Genomic DNA, 19,148 nt, shown 5'->3' with positions numbered 1-19,148 from the left:
AGGGCCACCCCTCAGCGGGCCCGCACGGGCGGGCAGGCGGGCGAGCGGGTGGGAAGCGGCGGTTCAAGCCCACGCACCCGCACCCGCGAACCGGTGATCAGCCCCTCACTCGTCGGACGCCGCCGCGGGCAACGCCGCCGCGGGCCGCTGCCACCCCCGAGACCCCCGCGCCCGCAGCCACGCCGTCGTCTCGTCCGGCGGCATCGCGGCGGCGACCAGCCACCCCTGTACGGCGTCACAGCCGAGGTCCCGCAGCCGCTCCCACGTCTCGTCGTCCTCGACGCCCTCCGCGACGACCAGCAGCCCGAGGGAATGCGCGAGATCGACCGTGCAGCGCACGATCTCCGCGTCCTCGTTGTCCACGGCCAGCCGCGCCACGAAGGACCGGTCGATCTTCAGCTCGCTCACCGGCAGCCGCCGCAGATGCACCAGCGACGAGTACCCGGTGCCGAAGTCGTCCAGGGACATCTTCACGCCGTGCCCGGTGAGCCCGGCGAGGGTGTCCGCGGCCCGCTGCGGGTCCTCGAGCAGCACATGCTCGGTTATCTCCAGCTGCAGCGCCCCCGCGGGGACCCCGTGCCGGGCCAGGCGCGCGGCGACCGAGCCCGCGAAGCCCGGCGTGTGCACGTCGCGCGGGGAGACGTTCACCGCGACCGGCACCAGCAGCCCCTGCGCACGCCACTTGGCGACCTGCCCGAGGGCGGTATCCAGGACGTACTCCGTCAGGTGCGGCATCAGCCCGGAGGACTCGGCGATCGCTATGAACTCGTCCGGCGGCACCTTCCCCCGCTCCGGGTGCACCCACCGCACCAGCGCCTCGAGCCCGGCCACCTGCCCGTCGAAACGGACCTTGGGCTGGTAGTGCAGCTGCACCTCGTGCGCGTCCAGTGCCCGCCGCAGGTCGGCCAGGAGGCCGAGGCGGTCCGGGGTGTTGGAGTCCCGCTTGGACTCGTAGACCTCCACGCCCGTACGGTCCCGCTTGGCCTGGTACATCGCCACGTCCGCGCGCCGCAGCATGCCCTCCGCGTCCAGCGCGTGGTCGGGGAAGACGGCGACCCCCGCGCTGGCTTCCAGCACGAGGGTGAGCCCGTCGAGGTCGAGCGGGGCGCTGAGTTCGGCGACCAGACCGCGGGCGACCCGGGTCGCGGACGTGGTGGAGTCGGCGACGGGCAGTAAGACGGCGAACTCGTCCCCGCCGAGCCGCGCGGCCTCCGCACCACGCGGCAGCGCCAGCCGCAGCCGGTCGGCGGTCTGGAGCAGCAGCCGGTCACCGGCGAGATGACCGAGGGTGTCATTGACCGACCGGAAACGGTCGAGGTCGATCAGCATCAGCGCCGAGCGGGCACCGATGCGTTCGGCGTCGTCCAGCGCGGTCCAGATGCGTTCGAGCAGCCACTGCCGGTTGGGCAGCCCGGTCAGCGGGTCGCGCAACTGTTCCTCGGCACGGGCGCGGGCCATCCACAGGGTGGAGTCGAGGGCGATGAGCGGGATGGCGAACAGCGGCAGCAGGATCGGCTCGGCGATGGCGACCACGCAGACCAGGGGCGCGATACCGAGCAGCGCGACGGCGACCAGGCCCTGTCTGACCAGGGCGGTGCGGGCGATGGTGGCCAGCCCGCGGCTGCGGGGTGGCGCGTGGAGGTACCACAGCAGGGTGCGGGTGACCGCGAGGTAGGCGACCGCGACCAGCACGACGCCGGGGGCGGTGTAAAGGGTCCAGGTGTCCGGGGGCCAGGGCTTCTCGACGGACGGCACCCGTCCGAAGGCGGCCAGGACCAGGGCGCCGGCGCCTATGCCGAGGATGTCCACCGCGCCGTGCAGCACGCCCTGCCGCCAGCGGTGGCGGCGGGCTATGCCGACCAGCACGACGACGGTGAGGGAGACCATCCCGGCGGGCACCCAGCCGTACAGCAGCAGTACGGCGAGGGTGAGCGCGGCGCCGGAGCCGGGGCCGCCCCACCAGCGGGCGCGGCCGAGGGCGACCAGGTGGCCGACGATGATGCCGGTGAGGACGGCCAGCGACCAGCCGACCGTGCCGGACGGGAAGAGCGCGTGGTTGCCGGTGAAGGCCCGCAGGAACCCGGCGCCGAGGACGAACGCGGCGGCGGCCACGACGGCCGCGGGCAGCGCGGGCCAGGACAGCTGCTGGTTGGCGTCGGGGCCCGGTCCGGTCCCCGGCAGTCCGGCGGTGTGCCCGACGCCGTGGTGCCCGGAGACATGCCCGCCGTGCCCGTGCCCGTGCCCGTGGCCCAGGCGTGCGGACCCGACGTGCAGGGAGCCGCCGTGTCCGGGCGGCCGGACGTGCCCGGGTCCCGTGGGTCCGGGGCCCGTGGGTCCGGGTGCCTGCGCGGCGAGGCCGTCGCGTCCGCCCGTGCCGGTCCGCCACGGCGGGCGGCGGCCCGCCCGCCAGGCGCCGGCCATCCGGCGCAGCCGTGAGTCCGGGGCGGCGCTCTCGGTCGGTTCCATTCCCGTCCCTCTCACAGCCGGCGGTGCCCACGCCACGCGGCCCGATGCCCGACAACCATCCTTGGCGCCGCGTTTGGAAAACCCTTCCCCGCGCCCTGCAAGGCTCCTCGAGAGCACGGGGATGCCCCAACCGCAGTTGGGCACGGCAGGCGCACACCTCAACAGTAGGCCGCGGAAGCCTTCCACGGGCAGCGGTCGTCGGTGGTTGCCCGATTGCGCCCAGGCCACCCTTATGCATCTGATATGCGCCGATCGGGTGGCCTTCAACCGCTACTCCTCGGCCGGAAGTGCGGCTTCCGTGGCGGCCTCCGGGCCTTGTTCGAGTAGGACGTTGAACCCGTCCTCGTTCAGAACCGGCACCTTCAGCTGCATCGCCTTGTCATATTTCGATCCGGGGTTGTCACCCACAACGACGAATGACGTCTTCTTCGACACCGAACCGGTCACCTTGGCGCCTCTGCTCTGCAGCGCCTCCTTGGCGCCGTCGCGCGTGAAGTGCTCCAGCGTGCCGGTGACGACGACCGTAAGCCCTTCCAGCGGACGCGGGCCCTGGTCCTCCCCGGAGCCCTCCTCCTCCATCCGCACCCCGGCGGCCTTCCACTTGCGGAGGATCTCCTGGTGCCACTCCTCGGCGAACCACTCCTTCAGCGAGGCGGCGATGATCGGGCCGACGCCTTCGGTGCCCGCCAGCTCCTCCTCGCTGGCCTGCTCGATCCGGTCGATTGAGCGGAACTCCCGGGCCAGCGCCTCGGCCGCGACCGGTCCGACATGACGGATCGACAGCCCGGTCAGGATCCGGTCGAGCGGGCGCTCCTTGGCCGCCGCGATGTTCTCCAGCATCGCCAACGCGTTCTTCCTCGGCTGGCCCTCCTGGTTGGCGAAGACGGTGACGACCTTCTCCTCGCCGGTCTTGGGGTCGCGCTTGGGCAGGCCGCTGTTCTGGTCCAGGACGTACGCCTTGATGGGCAGCAACTGCTCCACGGTGAGGTCGAACAGGTCGCCCTCGTCCGTCAGCGGCGGGGTCCCGGGCTCCAGCGGCTTGGTGAGCGCGGCGGCGGCGACATAGCCGAAGTGCTCGATGTCCAGCGCCTTGCGGCCCGCGAGGTAGAACAGCCGCTCGCGCAGCTGGGCCGGGCAGGTCCGGGCGTTCGGGCAGCGCAGGTCGACGTCGCCCTCCTTCATGGCCTTCAGCGCCGTACCGCACTCGGGGCACTCGGCGGGCATCACGAACTCGCGCTCGCTGCCGTCGCGCAGGTCGACGACCGGGCCGAGGATCTCCGGGATCACGTCACCGGCCTTGCGCAGCACCACGGTGTCGCCGATGAGGACGCCCTTGGCCTTGACGACGTCCTGGTTGTGCAGGGTGGCGAACTCCACCTCGGAGCCCGCGACCGTGACCGGCTCGACCTGCGCGTACGGGGTGACCCGGCCGGTGCGGCCGACGCCCACGCGGATGTTGACGAGCTTGGTGTTGACCTCCTCCGGCGCGTACTTGTACGCGATGGCCCAGCGCGGGGCGCGGGAGGTGGAGCCGAGGCGGCCCTGGAGGGGGATCTCGTCGAGCTTGACGACCACCCCGTCGATCTCGTGCGCCACCGAGTGCCGGTTCTCGCCGTAGTACGCGATGAACTCGCGCACGCCGTCGAGGTCGTCGACGACACGGTTGTGCGGGGAGGTAGGCAGCCCCCACTCCTTGAGCAGGTCGTAGGCCTGGGAGAGGCGGGTCAGGCCCTCGAAGCCCTCCAGGGCGCCGATGCCGTGGACGACCATGTGCAGCGGCAGCGTCGCGGTCACCTTGGGGTCCTTCTGGCGCAGCGAACCGGAGGCGGAGTTGCGGGGGTTGGCGTACGGCTTCTCACCGGCCGCCAACCGGCGGGCGTTGAGGCCCTGGAATGCCTCCATCGGGAAGTAGACCTCACCGCGGATCTCCACGAGCCGGGGGACGCGGTCGCCGTTCAGCCGGTGCGGGATCTCACCGATCGTCATCACGTTGGGCGTGATGTCCTCGCCAACCCGGCCGTCACCACGGGTGGCCGCGCGGACCAGCCTGCCGTCCTCGTAGGTCAGGTTGACCGCGAGGCCGTCGACCTTCAGCTCGCACAGCAGGTGGTGGTCGGGGGTGCCGACGTCCTTGGCGACGCGCTCGGCCCAGGCGGCGAGCCCCTCGTCGTCGAAGACATTGTCGAGGGAGAGCATGCGCTGGCGGTGCACGACCTCGGCGAGGTCCGTCTCGTACGCCACCGCGACCTTCTGGGTCGGCGAGTCGGGCGTGCGCAGCTCGGGATGCTCCTCCTCCAGCGCCTCCAGGCCACGCATCAGCTCGTCGAACTGCGCGTCGCTGATGACGGGAGCGTCCTTGACGTAGTACCGGAAGCGGTGCTCCTCGATCTGCTGGGCGAGCTGCGCGTGCCTGTCCCGTGCCTCGGCGGGCACCGTCGTCTCCGCTTGCTTGTCGCCGGCCACCGTGTTGTCCTCCCGTTACTCTGGGTTGTCCGCGAGGGATCTCGCCGCCCGGACGCAGTGGGCGAGGGCCCGGCGCGCGTACTCGGGGGACGCGCCCGCGAGTCCACACGTCGGAGTGACCGTGACGGCATCCGTGAGAAGGTCCGGATGCAGCCCCAGCCTGCGCCACAACGTCCTGACACCCATGACGCTACCGGCAGGGTCTGACAATGGGCCGTCCGTGCCCGGCACCACACCGGTGAGCAGTCGGGTGCCCGCTTCCACGGCCTCACCGATCGCCTCGTCGTCACGCTCGGTGAGAAGTGAGAAGTCGAAGGAGATCCCCGCCGCACCGGCGCGGCGCAGCAGCGCGAACGGGACGTCCGGCGCGCACGAGTGGACGACCACGGGGCCGCCCTCCTGCACCCGCATGACGTCCCGGAGCGCGGCCTCCACGAGCTGCCGGTCCACGGCACGGTGGGTGCGGTAGCCGCTGGCGGACTTCACCTGCCCGAGCAGTACGGCGGTCAGGGACGGCTCGTCGAGTTGCAGGACGACGCGCGCGCCGGGGACTCGGCGCCGTACCTCGTCGAGGTGCAGCCGCAGCCCCTCGGCGAGGGAGGCGGCGAGGTCGCGGGTGGCCCCCGCGTCAGAGAGGACCACCTCGCCGTTCTTCAGCTCCAGCGCGGCGGCGAGCGTCCAGGGCCCCACCGCCTGCACCTTCAGCGGCCCCTCGTAGCCCTGGGTGTACTCCTCCAGCGCGTCGAGATCCTCCCCGAGCCAGGACCGGGCCCGCCGCGTGTCCCGTCCCGGCCGGTCCCCGAGCCGCCATCCACTGGGCTCCACGCGCGCGTACAGCTCGACGAGCAGCCCCGCGGTCCGCCCGAGCATGTCGGCCCCGGGCCCCCGCGCGGGCAGCTCGGCGAGGTACGGGAAGTCCTCGAAGGAACCGGTGACGGACTTGGCGGCCTCCCGGGCGTCCGTCCCCGGCATGGACCCGACGCCGGTCGCGGCACCGAAGCTGATCTGGCTGATTTCGCTCACCGGAGCAGCCTACGGAACCCTGCCGGGGACCTTCACCGCCCGGGCGCGCACCACTTCGCCGGGAAGGCCAGCGGACCGGCCGGGTCTGCCGAGCGGAGGCTGTTCCCGAAGACAGCGGCACCTGCCGTCCGGGAAGTCGCCGGACGTCGTCGGCGTCCGCGGCTGCGCGAGGGCGTCGTCGTGGATCTCCGCCGGGGCGGCACGGCGGTGGTCCTGCCCGGCGTCGTCCCGCCGCGCAGGACCACCGCCGTCTCCGTGAGCGCCCGGACGCCGTCGAGCCGGGCCCCTACCTCCTTGGCGCCCGCCACCCGGCGTGTCACCGCCCCGGACGCACCGTCAGGTCGTTGACCTCCGCGTCCGCGGGCAGGTCCAGGGCCATCAGGATGGTGGTGGCGACGGACTCGGGGTCGATCCAGCGGGTGGGGTCGTACTCCTTGCCCTCCTGCTGGTGGACCTTGGCCTGCATGGGGCTGGCGGTGCGGCCCGGGTAGACCGAGGTGACGCGGACGCCGTTGCCGTACTCCTCGTGGCGCAGCGAGTCGGCGAGGGCCTTCAGACCGTGCTTGGAGGCCGCGTACGCCGCCCAGTCCGCGTGGGCGGCGAGGCCCGCGCCGGAGTTGACGAACAGGACGTGACCGCGGGCCGTGCGCAGCTGGGGCAGGAAGTGGCGGGTCAGCTCGGCGGGGGCGATCAGGTTGACGTTGAGCTGGTGCCGCCAGGTCTTCGGGGTCAGCTCGCCGACCGGGCCGAGGTCGACCACGCCCGCGATGTGCAGCAGCGAGTCGATCCGGTCCGGGAGGGTCTGGTGGGAGAACGCCCAGCTGAGCCGGTCCGGGTCGGCCAGGTCGCCGACGAGGGTGCGCGCGCCGGGGAACTCGGCCGCCAGCTCCTTCGCGCGGCCCGCGTCGCGCGCGTGCAGCACGAGTTCGTCCCCGCGCGCGTGCAGACGGCGGGCGACGGCCGCGCCGATGCCGGAACCGGCCCCGGTGATCACATGTGTAGCCATGCCCGCCATGCTCGCATCACCGCGTGCTCAGGCCACGCCCAGGCTCTCCTCCAGGTACGCCATCGCGCCCACCGGCTCCTCCGCGAAGAACACCAGGTCGGTCAGCGGACGGGGCAGGAAGCCCTCCTCCTCCATCCGCCGGAACTGCTCCTTCAGGCCGTCGTAGAAGCCCGCGGTGTTCAGCAGGACCACCGGCTTCCCGGTGTGCCCGTGCTTCTTCAGCTCCAGGATGTCCGTGGCCTCGTCCAGCGTTCCGGTGCCGCCGACCATGATGACCACGGCGTCGGCCTTCTCCAGCAGCAGCCTCTTGCGCTCGGCGAGGTCCCGCGCGACCACCATCTCGTCGGCACCCGGCCGGGCCCTGGCGGACAGGAAGTCCACCGAGACGCCGATGAGCCGTCCGCCCGCCTCCTGCACGCCGTCGGCCACCACCTTCATCAGACCGACGTCGGAGCCGCCCCACACGAGCGCGTGCCCGCCCTTGCCGATCAGTTTCGCGAACTCCCGCGCGGGGCGCGTGTAACGCTCGTGCAGGTCGGCGGCGGAGAGGAAGACGCAGATGTTCATGGGGCAACCGTAGTCGGGAACAATCGCCGCCGCGGACGCGCTGTCCCGGTATGGCCGAAGGACACACGATCACCGTCGAGCAGGGCACGCAGCACGTCAGGGTCGTCCGGGACGGACAGATCCTGGCGGAAAGCCACCGCCCCCTGGTCCTCCGCGAGACGGGCTGTCCCGTCCGCTACTACATCCCTCCGGAGGACGTACGACTCGACCTCCTGACTCCCTCCGACACCCGTACCCACTGCCCCTTCAAGGGCGACGCCTCCTACTGGTCGCTCCCCGACGCCCCCGACCTCGTCTGGTCCTACCCGGAGCCGAAGCCGGACGTCGCCGAGATCAAGGACCACCTCTGCTTCTACGACGTCGACGTGTTGTGAGCGATTGAGTTCCGCACGGCGTGGCAGTCTCCACGGCATGGACAAGCAGACCATGTCGCGCGACGGCACGCCGATCGCGTACGAACGCTCCGGGCAGGGACCCGCCGTGATCCTGGTCAGCGGCGCTATGTCGACCGGGGCCACGGTGGCGCCCCTGGCCGGGGCCCTGTCGGACCACTGCACGGTCTTGGCGTACGACCGCCGGGGCCGCGGCGGGAGCGGTGACACGGCGCCCTACGAGGTGGCCCGTGAGGTCGAGGACCTGGCGGCGCTGATCGAGGCGGCGGGCGGCGAGGCGGCCCTGTACGGCGTCTCCTCGGGCGGCGCGCTGGCCCTGCACGCGGCGGCCAGCGGACTGCCGGTGCGTCAGGTGGCGGTCTACGAGGCCCCGTTCGCCCTGGAGGACGCGGACGCGCGGGCACGCGCCGAGTACACCGAAAGGCTGACGGCGGCGCTCGGGGAGGGCCGCCGCGGTGACGCGGTGGCGCTGTTCCTGTCCCTCACCGGGCTGGCCCCCCAGCTCATCGAGGGCGCCCGCCAGTCCCCCATGTGGAGCGAGATGGAGGCCATCGCGCCCACGCTCGCCTACGACGACCAGGTGATGGGCGACGGCCGCGTACCGCACGCCCTCCTCACCTCGGTCACCTGCCCGGTGCTGGCCCTCGCGGGCGGCGCCAGCGCGGAGTGGATGCGGCAGGCCGCGCGGGCGGTCGCGGAGGCGGCGCCGGAGGGCGCGTACCGCGTCCTTGCGGACCAGAACCACCTGGTGGAACCGGCGGTGCTGGCGCCGGTGCTCGCGGAGTTCTTCACGGCCTGAGCGCCCGCCGCGTCACCTCTGGGTCAGGCCACGCCCGCCGTCGCCCGCACCGTCGACGCGATCGTCGCCGAGCCCACCACGCGTGTGCCGTCGTACAGGACGATCGCCTGGCCGGGGGCGACGCCGCGGACCGGCTCGGTGAAGGTGACCTCCAGGTGGCCGTCGACGACCTCGGCGGTCACCGGCGTCTCGTCGCCGTGGGCGCGCAGCTGGGCGGTGTAGGTGCCGGGGCCGGTGGGCGCGGCGCCGCACCAGCGGGGCTTGATGGCGCGCAGGGCGGTGACGTCCAGGGCGGAGACCGGGCCGACCGTGACCGTGTTGGTCACCGGGGAGATGTCCAGGACGTAGCGCGGCTTGCCGTCGGGGGCGGGGGTGCCGATCCTCAGGCCCTTGCGCTGGCCGATCGTGTAGCCGTAGGCGCCCTCGTGGGTGCCCAGCTTGTTGCCCGCCTCGTCGACGATGTCGCCCTCGGCGCGGCCGAGGCGCTGGGCGAGGAAGCCCTGGGTGTCGCCGTCGGCGATGAAGCAGATGTCGTGGGAGTCGGGCTTCTTGGCGACCGCGAGGCCCCGGCGCTCGGCCTCCGCGCGGATCTCGTCCTTCGTCGTCACCGTGTCGCCCAGCGGGAACATCGCGTGGGCGAGCTGGCGGTCGTCCAGGACGCCGAGGACGTACGACTGGTCCTTCGCCAGGTCGGAGGCGCGGTGCAGCTCGCGCGTGCCGTCCGCTCCGACGATCACCTTCGCGTAGTGGCCGGTGCACACGGCGTCGAAGCCGAGGGCCAGCGCCTTGTCCAGCAGCGCCGCGAACTTGATCTTCTCGTTGCAGCGCAGACAGGGGTTCGGGGTGCGCCCGGCCTCGTACTCGGCGACGAAGTCCTCGACGACGTCCTCACGGAAGCGGTCGGCGAGGTCCCACACGTAGAACGGGATGCCGATGACGTCCGCGGCGCGGCGGGCGTCGCGGGAGTCCTCGATGGTGCAACAGCCCCGCGCGCCCGTACGGAACGACTGCGGGTTCGCGGAGAGCGCGAGGTGGACTCCGGTCACGTCGTGGCCCGCCTCGGCCGCGCGGGCGGCGGCGACGGCGGAGTCGACCCCGCCGGACATGGCGGCGAGGACGCGAAGGGGGCGGGGGCGCTGCGGGGTGTCAGTCATAACGCATCCAGGGTACGGCCGCCCGGGAACCGAAGCCCGCGAGTATCCGTTCTGGATCACATGGAGCAGACGACGGGCGGCCCGGGCCGCCGCATCGGGCGGCGCTCGCTGATCATCGGCGGCGCGGCGGCCGCCGGTATCGGCACCGCCGGGGTGCTGGCGCGCGACGAGCTGGCGAGCCTGTGGTGGCGGGTGCCCGGGGTGGAGAAGTCCCGGGTCGAGGGCGCGGTGGACTACCGGGGCGCGCGCTGGGTGGCGGCCTCCTCGGCGAACTGGCGGCGCGCGGACCGGCCGGACGACTACTCCATAGACATGGTGATCATCCATGTCACCCAGGGCAGCTTCGACAGCGCGGTGCAGGTCTTCCAGGACCCGGGGCACGGCGCCGCCTCGCACTACATCGTCCGCGACGACGGCCACGTCACCCAGATGATCCGCGAGCTGGACGTGGCGTTCCACGCGGGCAACCGCGCCTACAACGAACGGAGCGTGGGCATCGAGCACGCCGGTTTCGTCGACCGGCCCCAGGACTTCACCGACGCCATGTACGCCGCCTCGGCGCGGCTCACGGCCGGGATATGCCGTCGCTACGAGATACCCGTCGACCGCGAGCACATCATCGGCCATGTGGAGGTGCCGGGCACCGACCACACCGACCCCGGGCCGCACTGGGACTGGGAGCGGTACATGCGGCTGGTGCGGAGGGCGTCCACGGCGCCGACGTCCACGCCGACGCCGACACCGAGCTGACTCAGGGCTCCCTCAGCTGGCTCAGGTGAGTCCCGCCGCGCGGGCGCGTTCCACCGCCGGGCCGATCGCCTTCGCCACCGCCTCGACATCGGCCTCGGTGGAGGTGTGGCCGAGGGAGAAGCGCAGGGTGCCGCGGGCCAGGTCCGGGTCGGTGCCGGTGGCGAGCAGGACGTGGCTGGGCTGGGCGACGCCCGCGGTGCAGGCGGAGCCCGTGGAGCACTCGATGCCCTGCGCGTCCAGCAGGAGCAGCAGGGAGTCGCCCTCGCAGCCGGGGAAGGTGAAGTGCGCGTTGGCCGGGAGCCTGCCCCCGGGGGCCGGGTCGCCGCCCAGGATCGCGTCCGGCACGGCCTTGCGGACCGCGTCGGTCAACTGGTCGCGCAGCGCGCCGATCTCCCGGGCGAACCACTCGCGCTGCTCGGCGGCGAGCCGTCCGGCGACGGCGAAGGAGGCGATGGCGGGGACGTCCAGGGTGCCGGAGCGGACATGGCGCTCCTGGCCGCCGCCGTGCAGCACGGGTACGGGGGTGTACTCACGGCCGAGGAGCAGCGCGCCGATGCCGTAGGGGCCGCCGATCTTGTGGCCGGAGACCGTCATCGCGGCCAGGCCGGAGTCGGCGAAGTCGACCGGGGTCTGACCGAAGGCCTGCACCGCGTCGGAGTGCAGCGGGACGCCGAACTCGGCGGCCACGGCGGCGAGTTCACGGACCGGGAGGATGGTGCCGATCTCGTTGTTCGCCCACATGACGGTGGCCAGGGCCACGTCGTCGGGGTCGCGGGCGATGGCCTCCCGCAGGGCGTCCGGGTGGACCCGGCCGTACTGGTCGACGGGGAGGTACTCGACGGTCGCGCCCTCGTGCTCGCCGAGCCAGTGGACGGCGTCCAGGACGGCGTGGTGCTCGACGGGACTGGCGAGGACCCGGGTGCGGGCCGGGTCGGCGTCGCGGCGGGACCAGTACAGGCCCTTCACCGCGAGGTTGTCGGCCTCGGTGCCGCCGGAGGTGAAGACGACCTCGCTGGGGCGGGCGCCGAGCGCGTCCGCGAGGGTTTCGCGGGCTTCCTCGACGGTGCGGCGGGCGGCTCTGCCGGATGCGTGGAGGGAGGAGGCGTTGCCCGTTCTGCCGAGGTGGGCGGTGAGTGCCTCTGCCGCCTCCGGGAGCATGGGGGTGGTCGCGGCGTGGTCGAGGTATGCCATGGTGTCGCCGATTCTACGGCGCGGGGGTATGTGGGCAGGGGGCGCCTTACCCGCGCACAGGTGCCGTGGCTGGCGGCGGGTCCGGCGGGACCGGCGGCGGCGACAGCCCACAGCCGTGGAGGCCTCAGAAGCTCCAGGAAATCGTGTTGTCCGCCTGCATGAAGGCGACCAGGACCAGCAGGTCGGCCACGCCCAGACCCAGACCCAGGTACGCCCGGGCCGGGCGGTTCGTGCCTCGCCAGAGGGCGATGGCCGCCAGGGTGATGGCGATCGGGCCCAGGAAGACGTTCAGGACCAGGAGGCCGAGCAGGCCCAGGACGAAGGAGGCGACGGCCATGCCGTCGGTGTCGCGCTTGCCGGTGTGGGTGGTGGCCGGTGCGGTCAGTTGCATGGTGGTCAGCTCCCGGTGGATGGGGTGCGGTGCCTGCGGCCGTGGCGCTCGCGGAGGGCGAAGACGCCGAGCCAGACGGCGATGACGGCGGCCATGACGAGAGAGAAGGTCAGCGGTGCGTGGGCGACGGTGCCCAGCACGACGCCGAGCAGCAGAAGTGCGGCGACGAGAAACAGCATGGAGCCGATCCCCCAGGTCTCCAGTTGGGTGAACGCTTGTGGTTACACTTGTTCACTGACTTCCCAGTCTAACGCGCGTGATGCCTTCTCAATTCCAGAGAACAGTTGTTAACTGCATGGCATGAGTCACACCCTCGGCATCCGGCAGGCCCAGAAGCGGAAGACCCGGCAGGCGCTCCTCGACGCGGCGCTGGAGCTGCTGGAGGAGCAGAGCCTGAGCAGCCTGGGGCTCCGTGAGGTCACCCGTGCCGTGGGGGTCGCCCCGACCGCCTTCTACCGGCACTTCCAGTCCACCGCCGACCTGGGCGTGGCCCTGGTCGAGGAGGCGCTCGGCAGCCTGCACGCCACGATCCGCACGATCGTGGCCACGGCGGGCGACAGCGACGAACGCATAGTGCGCGCCGTCGAGTTGATCGCCCGGCACGTCACGGCCCACCCCGCCCACGTCCGCTTCATCGCCCGCGAACAGCACGGCGGGGTCCAGCCGGTACGCGAGGCCATCCGGGGCCAGCTCACCCTGTTCACCGAGGAGGTGCGGGCCCAGCTGGCGGAGGACCCGGAGGCCGAGGGCTGGAGCGACGACGACCTGACGATGCTCGCGGGCCTCTACGTCGACCAGATGCTGGTCACGGCCTCGCAGTTCCTGGAGGTCCTGGACGCCCCGGAAACGGAGCGGCGGCGGGTCGCCCAGCTCGCGACCCGCCGCCTGCGGCTCATCAGCATCGGCCGGGTCCACTGGCTGGACTAGGGCCGAGGGACAAGAACGTCAGCCGAGCCGCACCCTCGCCAGCTGCCGCGACTGGGCCACCAGCCGGTCCGCGCTGTCCCAGACCTCCGCGTCCTCCTCCAGGAAGCCGCCCGCGAGGTTGCGGGTGGTGATCGAGACGCGCAGGGGGCCGGGGGCCGGGCGGGTGCGGACGTGAACGGTCAGTTCCACGGTCGGGACCCAGCCGGAGAGGCCCAGTTCGAAGGCCGTGGGCGGAAGGGCGTCGACGGCGAGGAGGAGCGAGAGGGGGTCGGCGTCCCGGCCGTCGGCGAGGCCGAACCAGGCCCGCATCTCCCCCTTGCCGGAGGGCGCGCCGAGCGCCCAGCCGAGGGTGGCGGGGTCGAGCTTGAGCATCAGGCGGTCGGTGATGGCGGAGCTGCCGGGGACCGGGGCGGGGGCGTCCTGGGGGCCGAAGCACTGGTCCATCGGTGGGATCGCGGGCGGCTTCGCCGAGGTGCGGACGTCGTCCGGGAGGGTGCCCAGATCGCCGTAGGAGGCGAGGACGCGGATCCGCTCGACCTCGGCGCCCTGCTCGTCGTACTGGAAGAGCGAGGCCTGGCCGGTGGAGAGGGTGCGGCCGGTGCGTATGGTCTCCGTGCGGACGACCGCCGGGCCGGGCTGGGAGGCGGTGAGGTAGTGCGCGGAGATGGTGAAGGGGTCCGGGTGCGGCAGCGCGTCGGCCAGGGCGCGGCCCAGGACGGCCAGCAGATAGCCGCCGTTGACGGCGTTGATGATGGTCCAGCCCGCGGACAGGTCGATGTCGTAGACGCCGGGTTCGCGGCGGGTGACCGTGGTGTCGCGGTCGAACTCGCTGTTGCCGAGGGTCGCCTGGGATGCCTGAGACATGCCGGTACCGTACAACAAGAAAATACTAAGCGGTAGCTTTGCTCTCGGTGGCCTGGTCCGGGGACTCCTCCCGCACGGTCGATCTACGGTTCCAGGCCCGCGGGGCCCGCCAGTGGTACCGCATCGCGAGCAGCCGCAGGACGAAGGCCACGAGGGCGGCGAGCGCGCTGGTCAACGGGTTGAGGGCGTCGTAGCCGATGCACAGCGCGGTCACCGCGGCGCCGACGATCGCGGGGACGGCGTACAGGTCGCGGTCCCAGCGCAGCAGCGACGGCACCTCGTTGGCGAGGATGTCCCGGACCACACCGCCGCCGACCGCGGTGGCCAGGCCCAGCGTCGCCGACGCGGTGAGGCCGAGTCCGTACTCGTACGCTTTCGTCGTGCCCGCGACGCAGAACAGGCCGAGGCCCGCCGCGTCGAAGACGTTCACGCCCACCTGGATGCGTTCGACCTGCGGATGCAGGAAGAAGACCAGGAGGGTGGCGAGCAGCGGGGTCACGAAGTAGCCGAGGTCCGTGAACGCCGCCGGGGGTACGGCGCCGATGACCAGGTCCCGGAAGATCCCGCCGCCGAGCGCGGTGGCCTCGGCGAGGACGGCGATGCCGAACACGTCGAAGTTCTTGCGGACGGCCAGCAGCGCGCCGGAGATGGCGAAGACGAAGATGCCGATCAGGTCGAGCGTGTGCTGGACGGACGGGCTGAAGAATTGCTGGAGCACCCGAACATTCTGACGTGTGCAGGGGTGTGCACCTCACGAAGAAAGGCGCACACCCCTTGAAAGCACCGTTACGCGGTCTTCTCGGCCTTCGCGACCTCTTCGGCGTCCTTGACCTCTTCGGCGTCCTCGGCCTTCACGGCGTCTTCAGCCTTCACGGCGTCTTCAGCCTTCACGGCGTCCTCGACCTTCGCGACCTCTTCGGCGTCCTCGGCCTTCACGGCGTCTTCAGCCTTCTCGGCGTCCTCGACCTTCGCGACCTCTTCGGCGTCCTCGGCCTTCACGGCGTCCTCGGCCTTCACGGCATCCTCGGCCTTCACGGCCTTCACGGCGTCCTCAACCTGCGAGGGCTCCGCCGTCTCGACCGGCTCCGGCTCCTCCGACTCCGCCTTCGGCCCGTCCGCGACCTCCTCGCGCGCCGCCGGGACCACGTCCCCCATCGTCCGCGTCAGCGTCCCGGCCGCGATCTCGGCGGCGTAGTGGCAGGCCACCCGGTGGCCGCCGCCGACGTCGGTCAGCTCCGGCCGCTCGGTCGCGCACCGCGTCTCCTGCACCCACGGGCAGCGGGTGTGGAAGCGGCACCCGGTGGGCGGGTTGGCGGGCGAGGGCAGGTCGCCGGTGAGCAGGATGCGCTCGCGCCGGTCCTCCACCTCCGGGTCGGGCACCGGAACCGCCGACATCAGGGCCTTGGTGTAGGGGTGCCTCGGCTCCGCGTACAGCGCGTCGCTCGGGGCCTCCTCCACCAGCGCGCCCAGGTACATCACGCCGATCACGTCGGAGATGTGCCGGACCACGGCGAGGTCATGGGCGATGACGACATAGGTCAGGCCCAGTTCCTCCTGGAGTTCCTCCAGCAGGTTGATCACCTGCGCCTGGATCGACACGTCCAGCGCCGACACCGGCTCGTCGCAGATGATCACGTCCGGTTCCAGGACCAGCGCGCGGGCGATGCCGATGCGCTGGCGCTGACCGCCGGAGAACTCGTGCGGGTACCGGGAGAGGGCGTTGGTGGGCAGACCGACCTTGGCCAGGATGGCCTTGATCTTCTCCCGGCGCTCCTCCTGGGTGGCGCCGATGCCGTGCGCGAGCATGCCCTCGGAGAGGATCGACTCGATGTTCTGCCGGGGGTTGAGCGAGCCCAGCGGGTCCTGGAAGACCATCTGGAGGCGGCGCCGGAAGCGGCGCATCTCCTCGTCGGGCAGCTTCGCCAGGTCGGTGCCGTCGAGCACGACCCCGCCCTCGGTGATGTCCACCAGCCGCAGCACGGCCCGGCCGAGGGTGGTCTTGCCACAGCCCGACTCACCGACCAGGCCGTAGGTCTCGCCCGCCTCGACCTTGAGCGAGACGCCGTCGACGGCGTGGACGTGGCCCACGGTGCGGTCGAAGAGGATGCCCCTCTTCACCGGGAAGTGGACCTTCACGCCGTCCAGTTCGAGCAGGCTCATGCGGGGACCTCCTCGGCCCGGGCGTCTTCGAGTACGGGGTGGACGCAGCGCACCTGGTGCCCGGCGGCGCGCGGCTCGGTGAGCGCGGGGCCGCCGGTCAGGCAGTCCACCTCGTAGCGGTCGCAGCGGGGCGCGAAGGCACAGCCGTCGGCCCAGGCGATCCGGTCGTTGATGGAGCCGCGCACGGGGGTGAGCGGCTCGCCGCGCGGGGCGTCCAGGCGGGGGATGGAGCCCAGCAGTCCGTGCGCGTAGGGGTGGGTGGGATGGGCGAACAGCTCGCGGCGCCCTGCGGACTCCACGACCTTGCCCGCGTACAGGACGTTGACCTGGTCGCAGAGCCCGGCGACCACGCCCAGGTCGTGGGTGATCATCAGGAGGGCGGTGCCCTCGTCGTCCACCAGTTCCTTGAGCAGTTCCAGGATCTGGGCCTGGATGGTCACGTCGAGGGCGGTGGTCGGCTCGTCGGCGATGAGCAGCTTGGGCGCGCAGGCGACGGCCATGGCGATCAGCGCGCGCTGGCGCATACCGCCGGACATCTGGTGCGGGTACTCCCTGAGCCGCCGGGTGGGGTCGGGGATGCCGACCCGGTCCAGCAGATGGGCGGCCTCCTTGCGGGCGGCCTCGCCCTTGAGCCCCCGGTGCCGCTCGAGGATCTCGGTGACCTGGACGCCGATCGGGACGACCGGGTTCAGGGAGGACAGCGGGTCCTGGAAGATCATGGCCATCTTGCTGCCGCGCAGGTCGCGCAGGGCGCCACGGTTCATGGTCAGCAGGTTGGCGCCGTCGAAGTCGGCGCTCCCGCCGACCTTGACGCCCTTGCGCGGCAGCAGCCCCATCAGCGCCAGGGAGGTGACGGACTTGCCGCAGCCGGACTCGCCGACAAGACCCACGACCTGACCCTGGTCGACGGAGAACGAGACACCGTCGACCGCGCGGGACTCCTTGCGGCCGTGCTGTCCGCCGAAGGTGACGGTCAGTTCGTCGACTGTGAGAAGTGGCATGGTGGTTCAGCCTCGCAGCTTCGGGTCGAGGGCTTCCCGCATGGCCTCGCCGAGCAGGGTGAAGCCGAGGGCGGTGATGATGATGCCGACCGCCGGATAGACCGCCATCATCGGCGCGTTGTCGAAGAAGCGCTGCGCCTGGGACAGCATGACACCCCACTCGGGAACCGCGGGGTCGGGGTTGCCGAGACCCAGGTAGGACAGGGCCGCCGCCTCGATGATCGCGGTGGCCAGGGAGAGCGTCGCCTGGACGATCACCGGGCTGAGCGAGTTGGGCAGGATCTGGGTGACGACGATGCGCTTCCTGCGGACACCGAGGGCGCGGGCGGCCAGTACGTAGTCCGTACCGCCCTGGGCGAGCATCGAACCGCGCAGCAGCCGGGCGAAGATCGGCACCTGGACGACACCGACGGCGATCATCACGGTGGTCAGCGACTGGCCGAGGACGGCCGCCACGGACACGGCCAGCAGCAGCGAGGGCAGCGCCAGCATCATGTCGGTGACACGCATGATCACGGAGTCGATGCGCTTGCCCGTCGCCCCGCCCAGCGTGGCGGCGGCGCCGGAGAAGCCGCCGATGAGGAAGCCGACGGTGAGGCCGATGAGGGTCGACACGACACCGACGAGCAGGGTCTGCCGGGCGCCGATCAGCATCCGGGAGAACATGTCGCGGCCGAGGTGGTCCAGGCCCAGCCAGTTCTCGCCGCGCGGGCCGACGAACTTGCCCTGGTTGACGAGGACTTCGCCGCGCCAGGTCTGCGCGGTGGGCGAGTGCGGGGCTATCCAGGGGCCGATGACGGCGAGGACGACGAAGACGGCGATGATGCCCGCTCCGATGATCGCCATCTTGCTGGATTTCAGCCGCCGGAACGCCTCGCGCCACAGGCTGGCACCGGACGTGGTCTCGTGCTGTGCGGTCAGCTGCGCGAGGCGCTCGATCTTCTCGGTTTTCGTGAGGCTCACTTCAGTGCACCCGCACTCTCGGGTCGATGAGGCTGTACGCCACGTCCACCAGCAGGTTGATCAGGACGTACACGATCGCGATGAACATGATGAAGCCGACGAGTACGGGGTAGTCGCGGCCGTCGATCGCGGTCCGGATGAAGGAGCCGATGCCGCCGAAGGAGAAGACGGACTCGGTGAGGACGGCGCCGGAGAGCAGGGAGCCGGTGAGCAGGCCGACGGCCGTGACGACCGGCAGCATGGCGTTGCGCAGCACGTGGCGCCCGCGCACGGTGCTCCGCTTGAGGCCCTTGGACTCGGCGGTGCGGATGTAGTCCTCGCCCAGCACTTCCAGCACGCTCGCGCGGGTCATGCGGACGATGACGGCGAGCGGGATGGAGGCCAGGGTGATCGCGGGCAGCACCAGATGGGTGATCGCGTCCCAGGACGCGTCCAACTCCCCGGTGAGGACGCCGTCCAGGACGGCGAATCCGGTGATCTCGGTGGCGTTGATCCCGGTGGACAGGCGGCCGTAGCTGGGGAAGATGCCCAGTTCGACGGCGAAGACGCCCTTGAGGATCAGGGCGAGGAAGAAGACCGGGATGCAGATGCCGACGAGCGAGCCGGACACGGCGGTGACGTCCAGCCAGCCGCCCCGCTTGCGGGCGGCGAAGTAACCGAGTGGTACACCGACCGCGATGGCGATGATCATCGCGGCGATGGACAGTTCGACCGTGGCGGGGAAGCGCAGGGTGAACTCGTCCCACACCGGCTGCCCGGTCTGCACCGAGGTGCCGAGGTCGAGTTCGCCGATGCGCTTCAGGAAACGCCAGTACTGGACGTACAGGGGCTGGTCGAGCCCCAACGCACGGTTGATCCGTGCCACTTCGGCCTCGGTGGCCCTTTCCCCCAGGATCGCTGAGGCGGGTCCGCCGGGCAGCCGGTTGAGCCAGAGGAACAGCAGAACCGACAGGCCGAGCAGGGTGGGAATGAGTTGGAGCAGTCTTCGTATGACGAGACGCAGCACCCCGCATGCCCCTTTCTTACGTGTG

General features: G+C 71.7%; 19 protein-coding genes. 4 read left to right on the top strand and 15 right to left on the bottom strand.

The features are described 5' to 3' along the window. Positions 1 to 105: 105 nt before the first annotated feature. The 5 genes from ACFVQG_RS30575 to ACFVQG_RS30555 form a co-directional block, all read right to left on the bottom strand. Complete coding sequence (locus tag ACFVQG_RS30575) at positions 106 to 2,466, bottom strand: putative bifunctional diguanylate cyclase/phosphodiesterase (RefSeq protein ID WP_383389549.1); 2,361 nt, start codon at positions 2,464 to 2,466, stop codon at positions 106 to 108. A 270-nt stretch (positions 2,467 to 2,736) separates the two neighbouring features. Further along, positions 2,737 to 4,929, bottom strand: a complete 2,193-nt coding sequence (ligA, locus tag ACFVQG_RS30570) for an NAD-dependent DNA ligase LigA (protein ID WP_383389547.1) — start codon at positions 4,927 to 4,929, stop codon at positions 2,737 to 2,739. 15 nt (positions 4,930 to 4,944) lie between these two features. Next, positions 4,945 to 5,952, bottom strand: coding sequence for a methionine synthase (locus ACFVQG_RS30565; protein WP_383389545.1), 1,008 nt, complete (start codon positions 5,950 to 5,952; stop codon positions 4,945 to 4,947). Between the two features lie 316 nt (positions 5,953 to 6,268). Next, the gene (locus tag ACFVQG_RS30560; RefSeq protein ID WP_383389543.1) at positions 6,269 to 6,967 is read right to left on the bottom strand and encodes an SDR family oxidoreductase; all 699 of its coding nucleotides are present in this window, start codon (positions 6,965 to 6,967) and stop codon (positions 6,269 to 6,271) included. An 18-nt stretch (positions 6,968 to 6,985) separates the two neighbouring features. After that, complete coding sequence (locus tag ACFVQG_RS30555; protein ID WP_383389541.1) at positions 6,986 to 7,525, bottom strand: TIGR00730 family Rossman fold protein; 540 nt, start codon at positions 7,523 to 7,525, stop codon at positions 6,986 to 6,988. Between the two features lie 50 nt (positions 7,526 to 7,575). On the opposite strand from ACFVQG_RS30555, the gene ACFVQG_RS30550 reads away from it, so the two are divergent. Then, the gene (locus tag ACFVQG_RS30550) at positions 7,576 to 7,899 is read left to right on the top strand and encodes a DUF427 domain-containing protein (protein ID WP_383389539.1); all 324 of its coding nucleotides are present in this window, start codon (positions 7,576 to 7,578) and stop codon (positions 7,897 to 7,899) included. Between the two features lie 37 nt (positions 7,900 to 7,936). Then, on the top strand, positions 7,937 to 8,716 hold the full coding sequence (locus ACFVQG_RS30545; RefSeq protein WP_383389538.1) for an alpha/beta fold hydrolase: 780 nt from the start codon (positions 7,937 to 7,939) through the stop codon (positions 8,714 to 8,716). Between the two features lie 23 nt (positions 8,717 to 8,739). Here ACFVQG_RS30545 and mnmA read toward each other — a convergent pair whose 3' ends face one another. Continuing rightward, positions 8,740 to 9,870 carry a tRNA 2-thiouridine(34) synthase MnmA gene (gene mnmA / locus ACFVQG_RS30540; RefSeq protein WP_383389536.1) on the bottom strand — a complete coding sequence of 377 codons (1,131 nt, stop codon included), beginning with the start codon at positions 9,868 to 9,870 and terminating at the stop codon, positions 8,740 to 8,742. A gap of 60 nt (positions 9,871 to 9,930) precedes the next feature. On the opposite strand from mnmA, the gene ACFVQG_RS30535 reads away from it, so the two are divergent. After that, positions 9,931 to 10,620 (top strand): N-acetylmuramoyl-L-alanine amidase, encoded by a 690-nt coding sequence (locus tag ACFVQG_RS30535; RefSeq protein ID WP_383389534.1) that lies wholly within the window; start codon positions 9,931 to 9,933, stop codon positions 10,618 to 10,620. Positions 10,621 to 10,641: 21 nt separating this feature from the next. Here the strand turns inward: ACFVQG_RS30535 and ACFVQG_RS30530 are convergent, their stop codons facing one another. The 3 genes from ACFVQG_RS30530 to ACFVQG_RS30520 form a co-directional block, all read right to left on the bottom strand. Then, positions 10,642 to 11,811 carry a cysteine desulfurase family protein gene (locus ACFVQG_RS30530; RefSeq protein ID WP_383389532.1) on the bottom strand — a complete coding sequence of 390 codons (1,170 nt, stop codon included), beginning with the start codon at positions 11,809 to 11,811 and terminating at the stop codon, positions 10,642 to 10,644. Between the two features lie 124 nt (positions 11,812 to 11,935). Further along, entirely contained in the window at positions 11,936 to 12,202 is a 267-nt protein-coding gene (locus tag ACFVQG_RS30525; protein ID WP_383389531.1) for a DUF4190 domain-containing protein, read from the bottom strand. A 5-nt stretch (positions 12,203 to 12,207) separates the two neighbouring features. Then, positions 12,208 to 12,381, bottom strand: a complete 174-nt coding sequence (locus ACFVQG_RS30520) for a hypothetical protein (protein WP_383389529.1) — start codon at positions 12,379 to 12,381, stop codon at positions 12,208 to 12,210. Between the two features lie 121 nt (positions 12,382 to 12,502). Between ACFVQG_RS30520 and ACFVQG_RS30515 the strand changes: the two genes are divergently transcribed. Then, on the top strand, positions 12,503 to 13,129 hold the full coding sequence (locus ACFVQG_RS30515) for a TetR family transcriptional regulator (RefSeq protein ID WP_383389527.1): 627 nt from the start codon (positions 12,503 to 12,505) through the stop codon (positions 13,127 to 13,129). Positions 13,130 to 13,147: 18 nt separating this feature from the next. Here ACFVQG_RS30515 and ACFVQG_RS30510 read toward each other — a convergent pair whose 3' ends face one another. From ACFVQG_RS30510 to ACFVQG_RS30485, 6 genes are all read right to left on the bottom strand, one after another. Then, on the bottom strand, positions 13,148 to 13,993 hold the full coding sequence (locus ACFVQG_RS30510; RefSeq protein ID WP_383389525.1) for a thioesterase family protein: 846 nt from the start codon (positions 13,991 to 13,993) through the stop codon (positions 13,148 to 13,150). A 25-nt stretch (positions 13,994 to 14,018) separates the two neighbouring features. Beyond that, entirely contained in the window at positions 14,019 to 14,711 is a 693-nt protein-coding gene (locus ACFVQG_RS30505) for a trimeric intracellular cation channel family protein (RefSeq protein WP_383389524.1), read from the bottom strand. 68 nt (positions 14,712 to 14,779) lie between these two features. Next, the gene (locus tag ACFVQG_RS30500) at positions 14,780 to 16,153 is read right to left on the bottom strand and encodes an oligopeptide/dipeptide ABC transporter ATP-binding protein (RefSeq protein WP_383389523.1); all 1,374 of its coding nucleotides are present in this window, start codon (positions 16,151 to 16,153) and stop codon (positions 14,780 to 14,782) included. Then, a complete protein-coding gene (locus ACFVQG_RS30495; RefSeq protein WP_383389521.1) occupies positions 16,150 to 17,154 on the bottom strand; it encodes an ABC transporter ATP-binding protein in 1,005 nt (334 codons plus the stop codon). Before ACFVQG_RS30495 ends, ACFVQG_RS30500 begins: the two co-directional genes overlap by 4 nt. Positions 17,155 to 17,160: 6 nt before the next feature. Further along, positions 17,161 to 18,117: an ABC transporter permease gene (locus ACFVQG_RS30490; protein WP_383389519.1), complete on the bottom strand. Its 957-nt coding sequence runs from the start codon at positions 18,115 to 18,117 to the stop codon at positions 17,161 to 17,163. A 1-nt stretch (position 18,118) separates the two neighbouring features. Then, the gene (locus tag ACFVQG_RS30485; RefSeq protein WP_383389517.1) at positions 18,119 to 19,123 is read right to left on the bottom strand and encodes an ABC transporter permease; all 1,005 of its coding nucleotides are present in this window, start codon (positions 19,121 to 19,123) and stop codon (positions 18,119 to 18,121) included. Between the last annotated feature and the right edge of the window lie 25 nt (positions 19,124 to 19,148).

This window comes from Streptomyces sp. NPDC057877 (assembly GCF_042796855.1).
GTDB lineage: Bacteria > Actinomycetota > Actinomycetes > Streptomycetales > Streptomycetaceae > Streptomyces.
The sequence above is the reverse complement of the archived record's forward strand: the minus strand, read 5'-3'. Positions and strand labels throughout refer to the sequence as shown.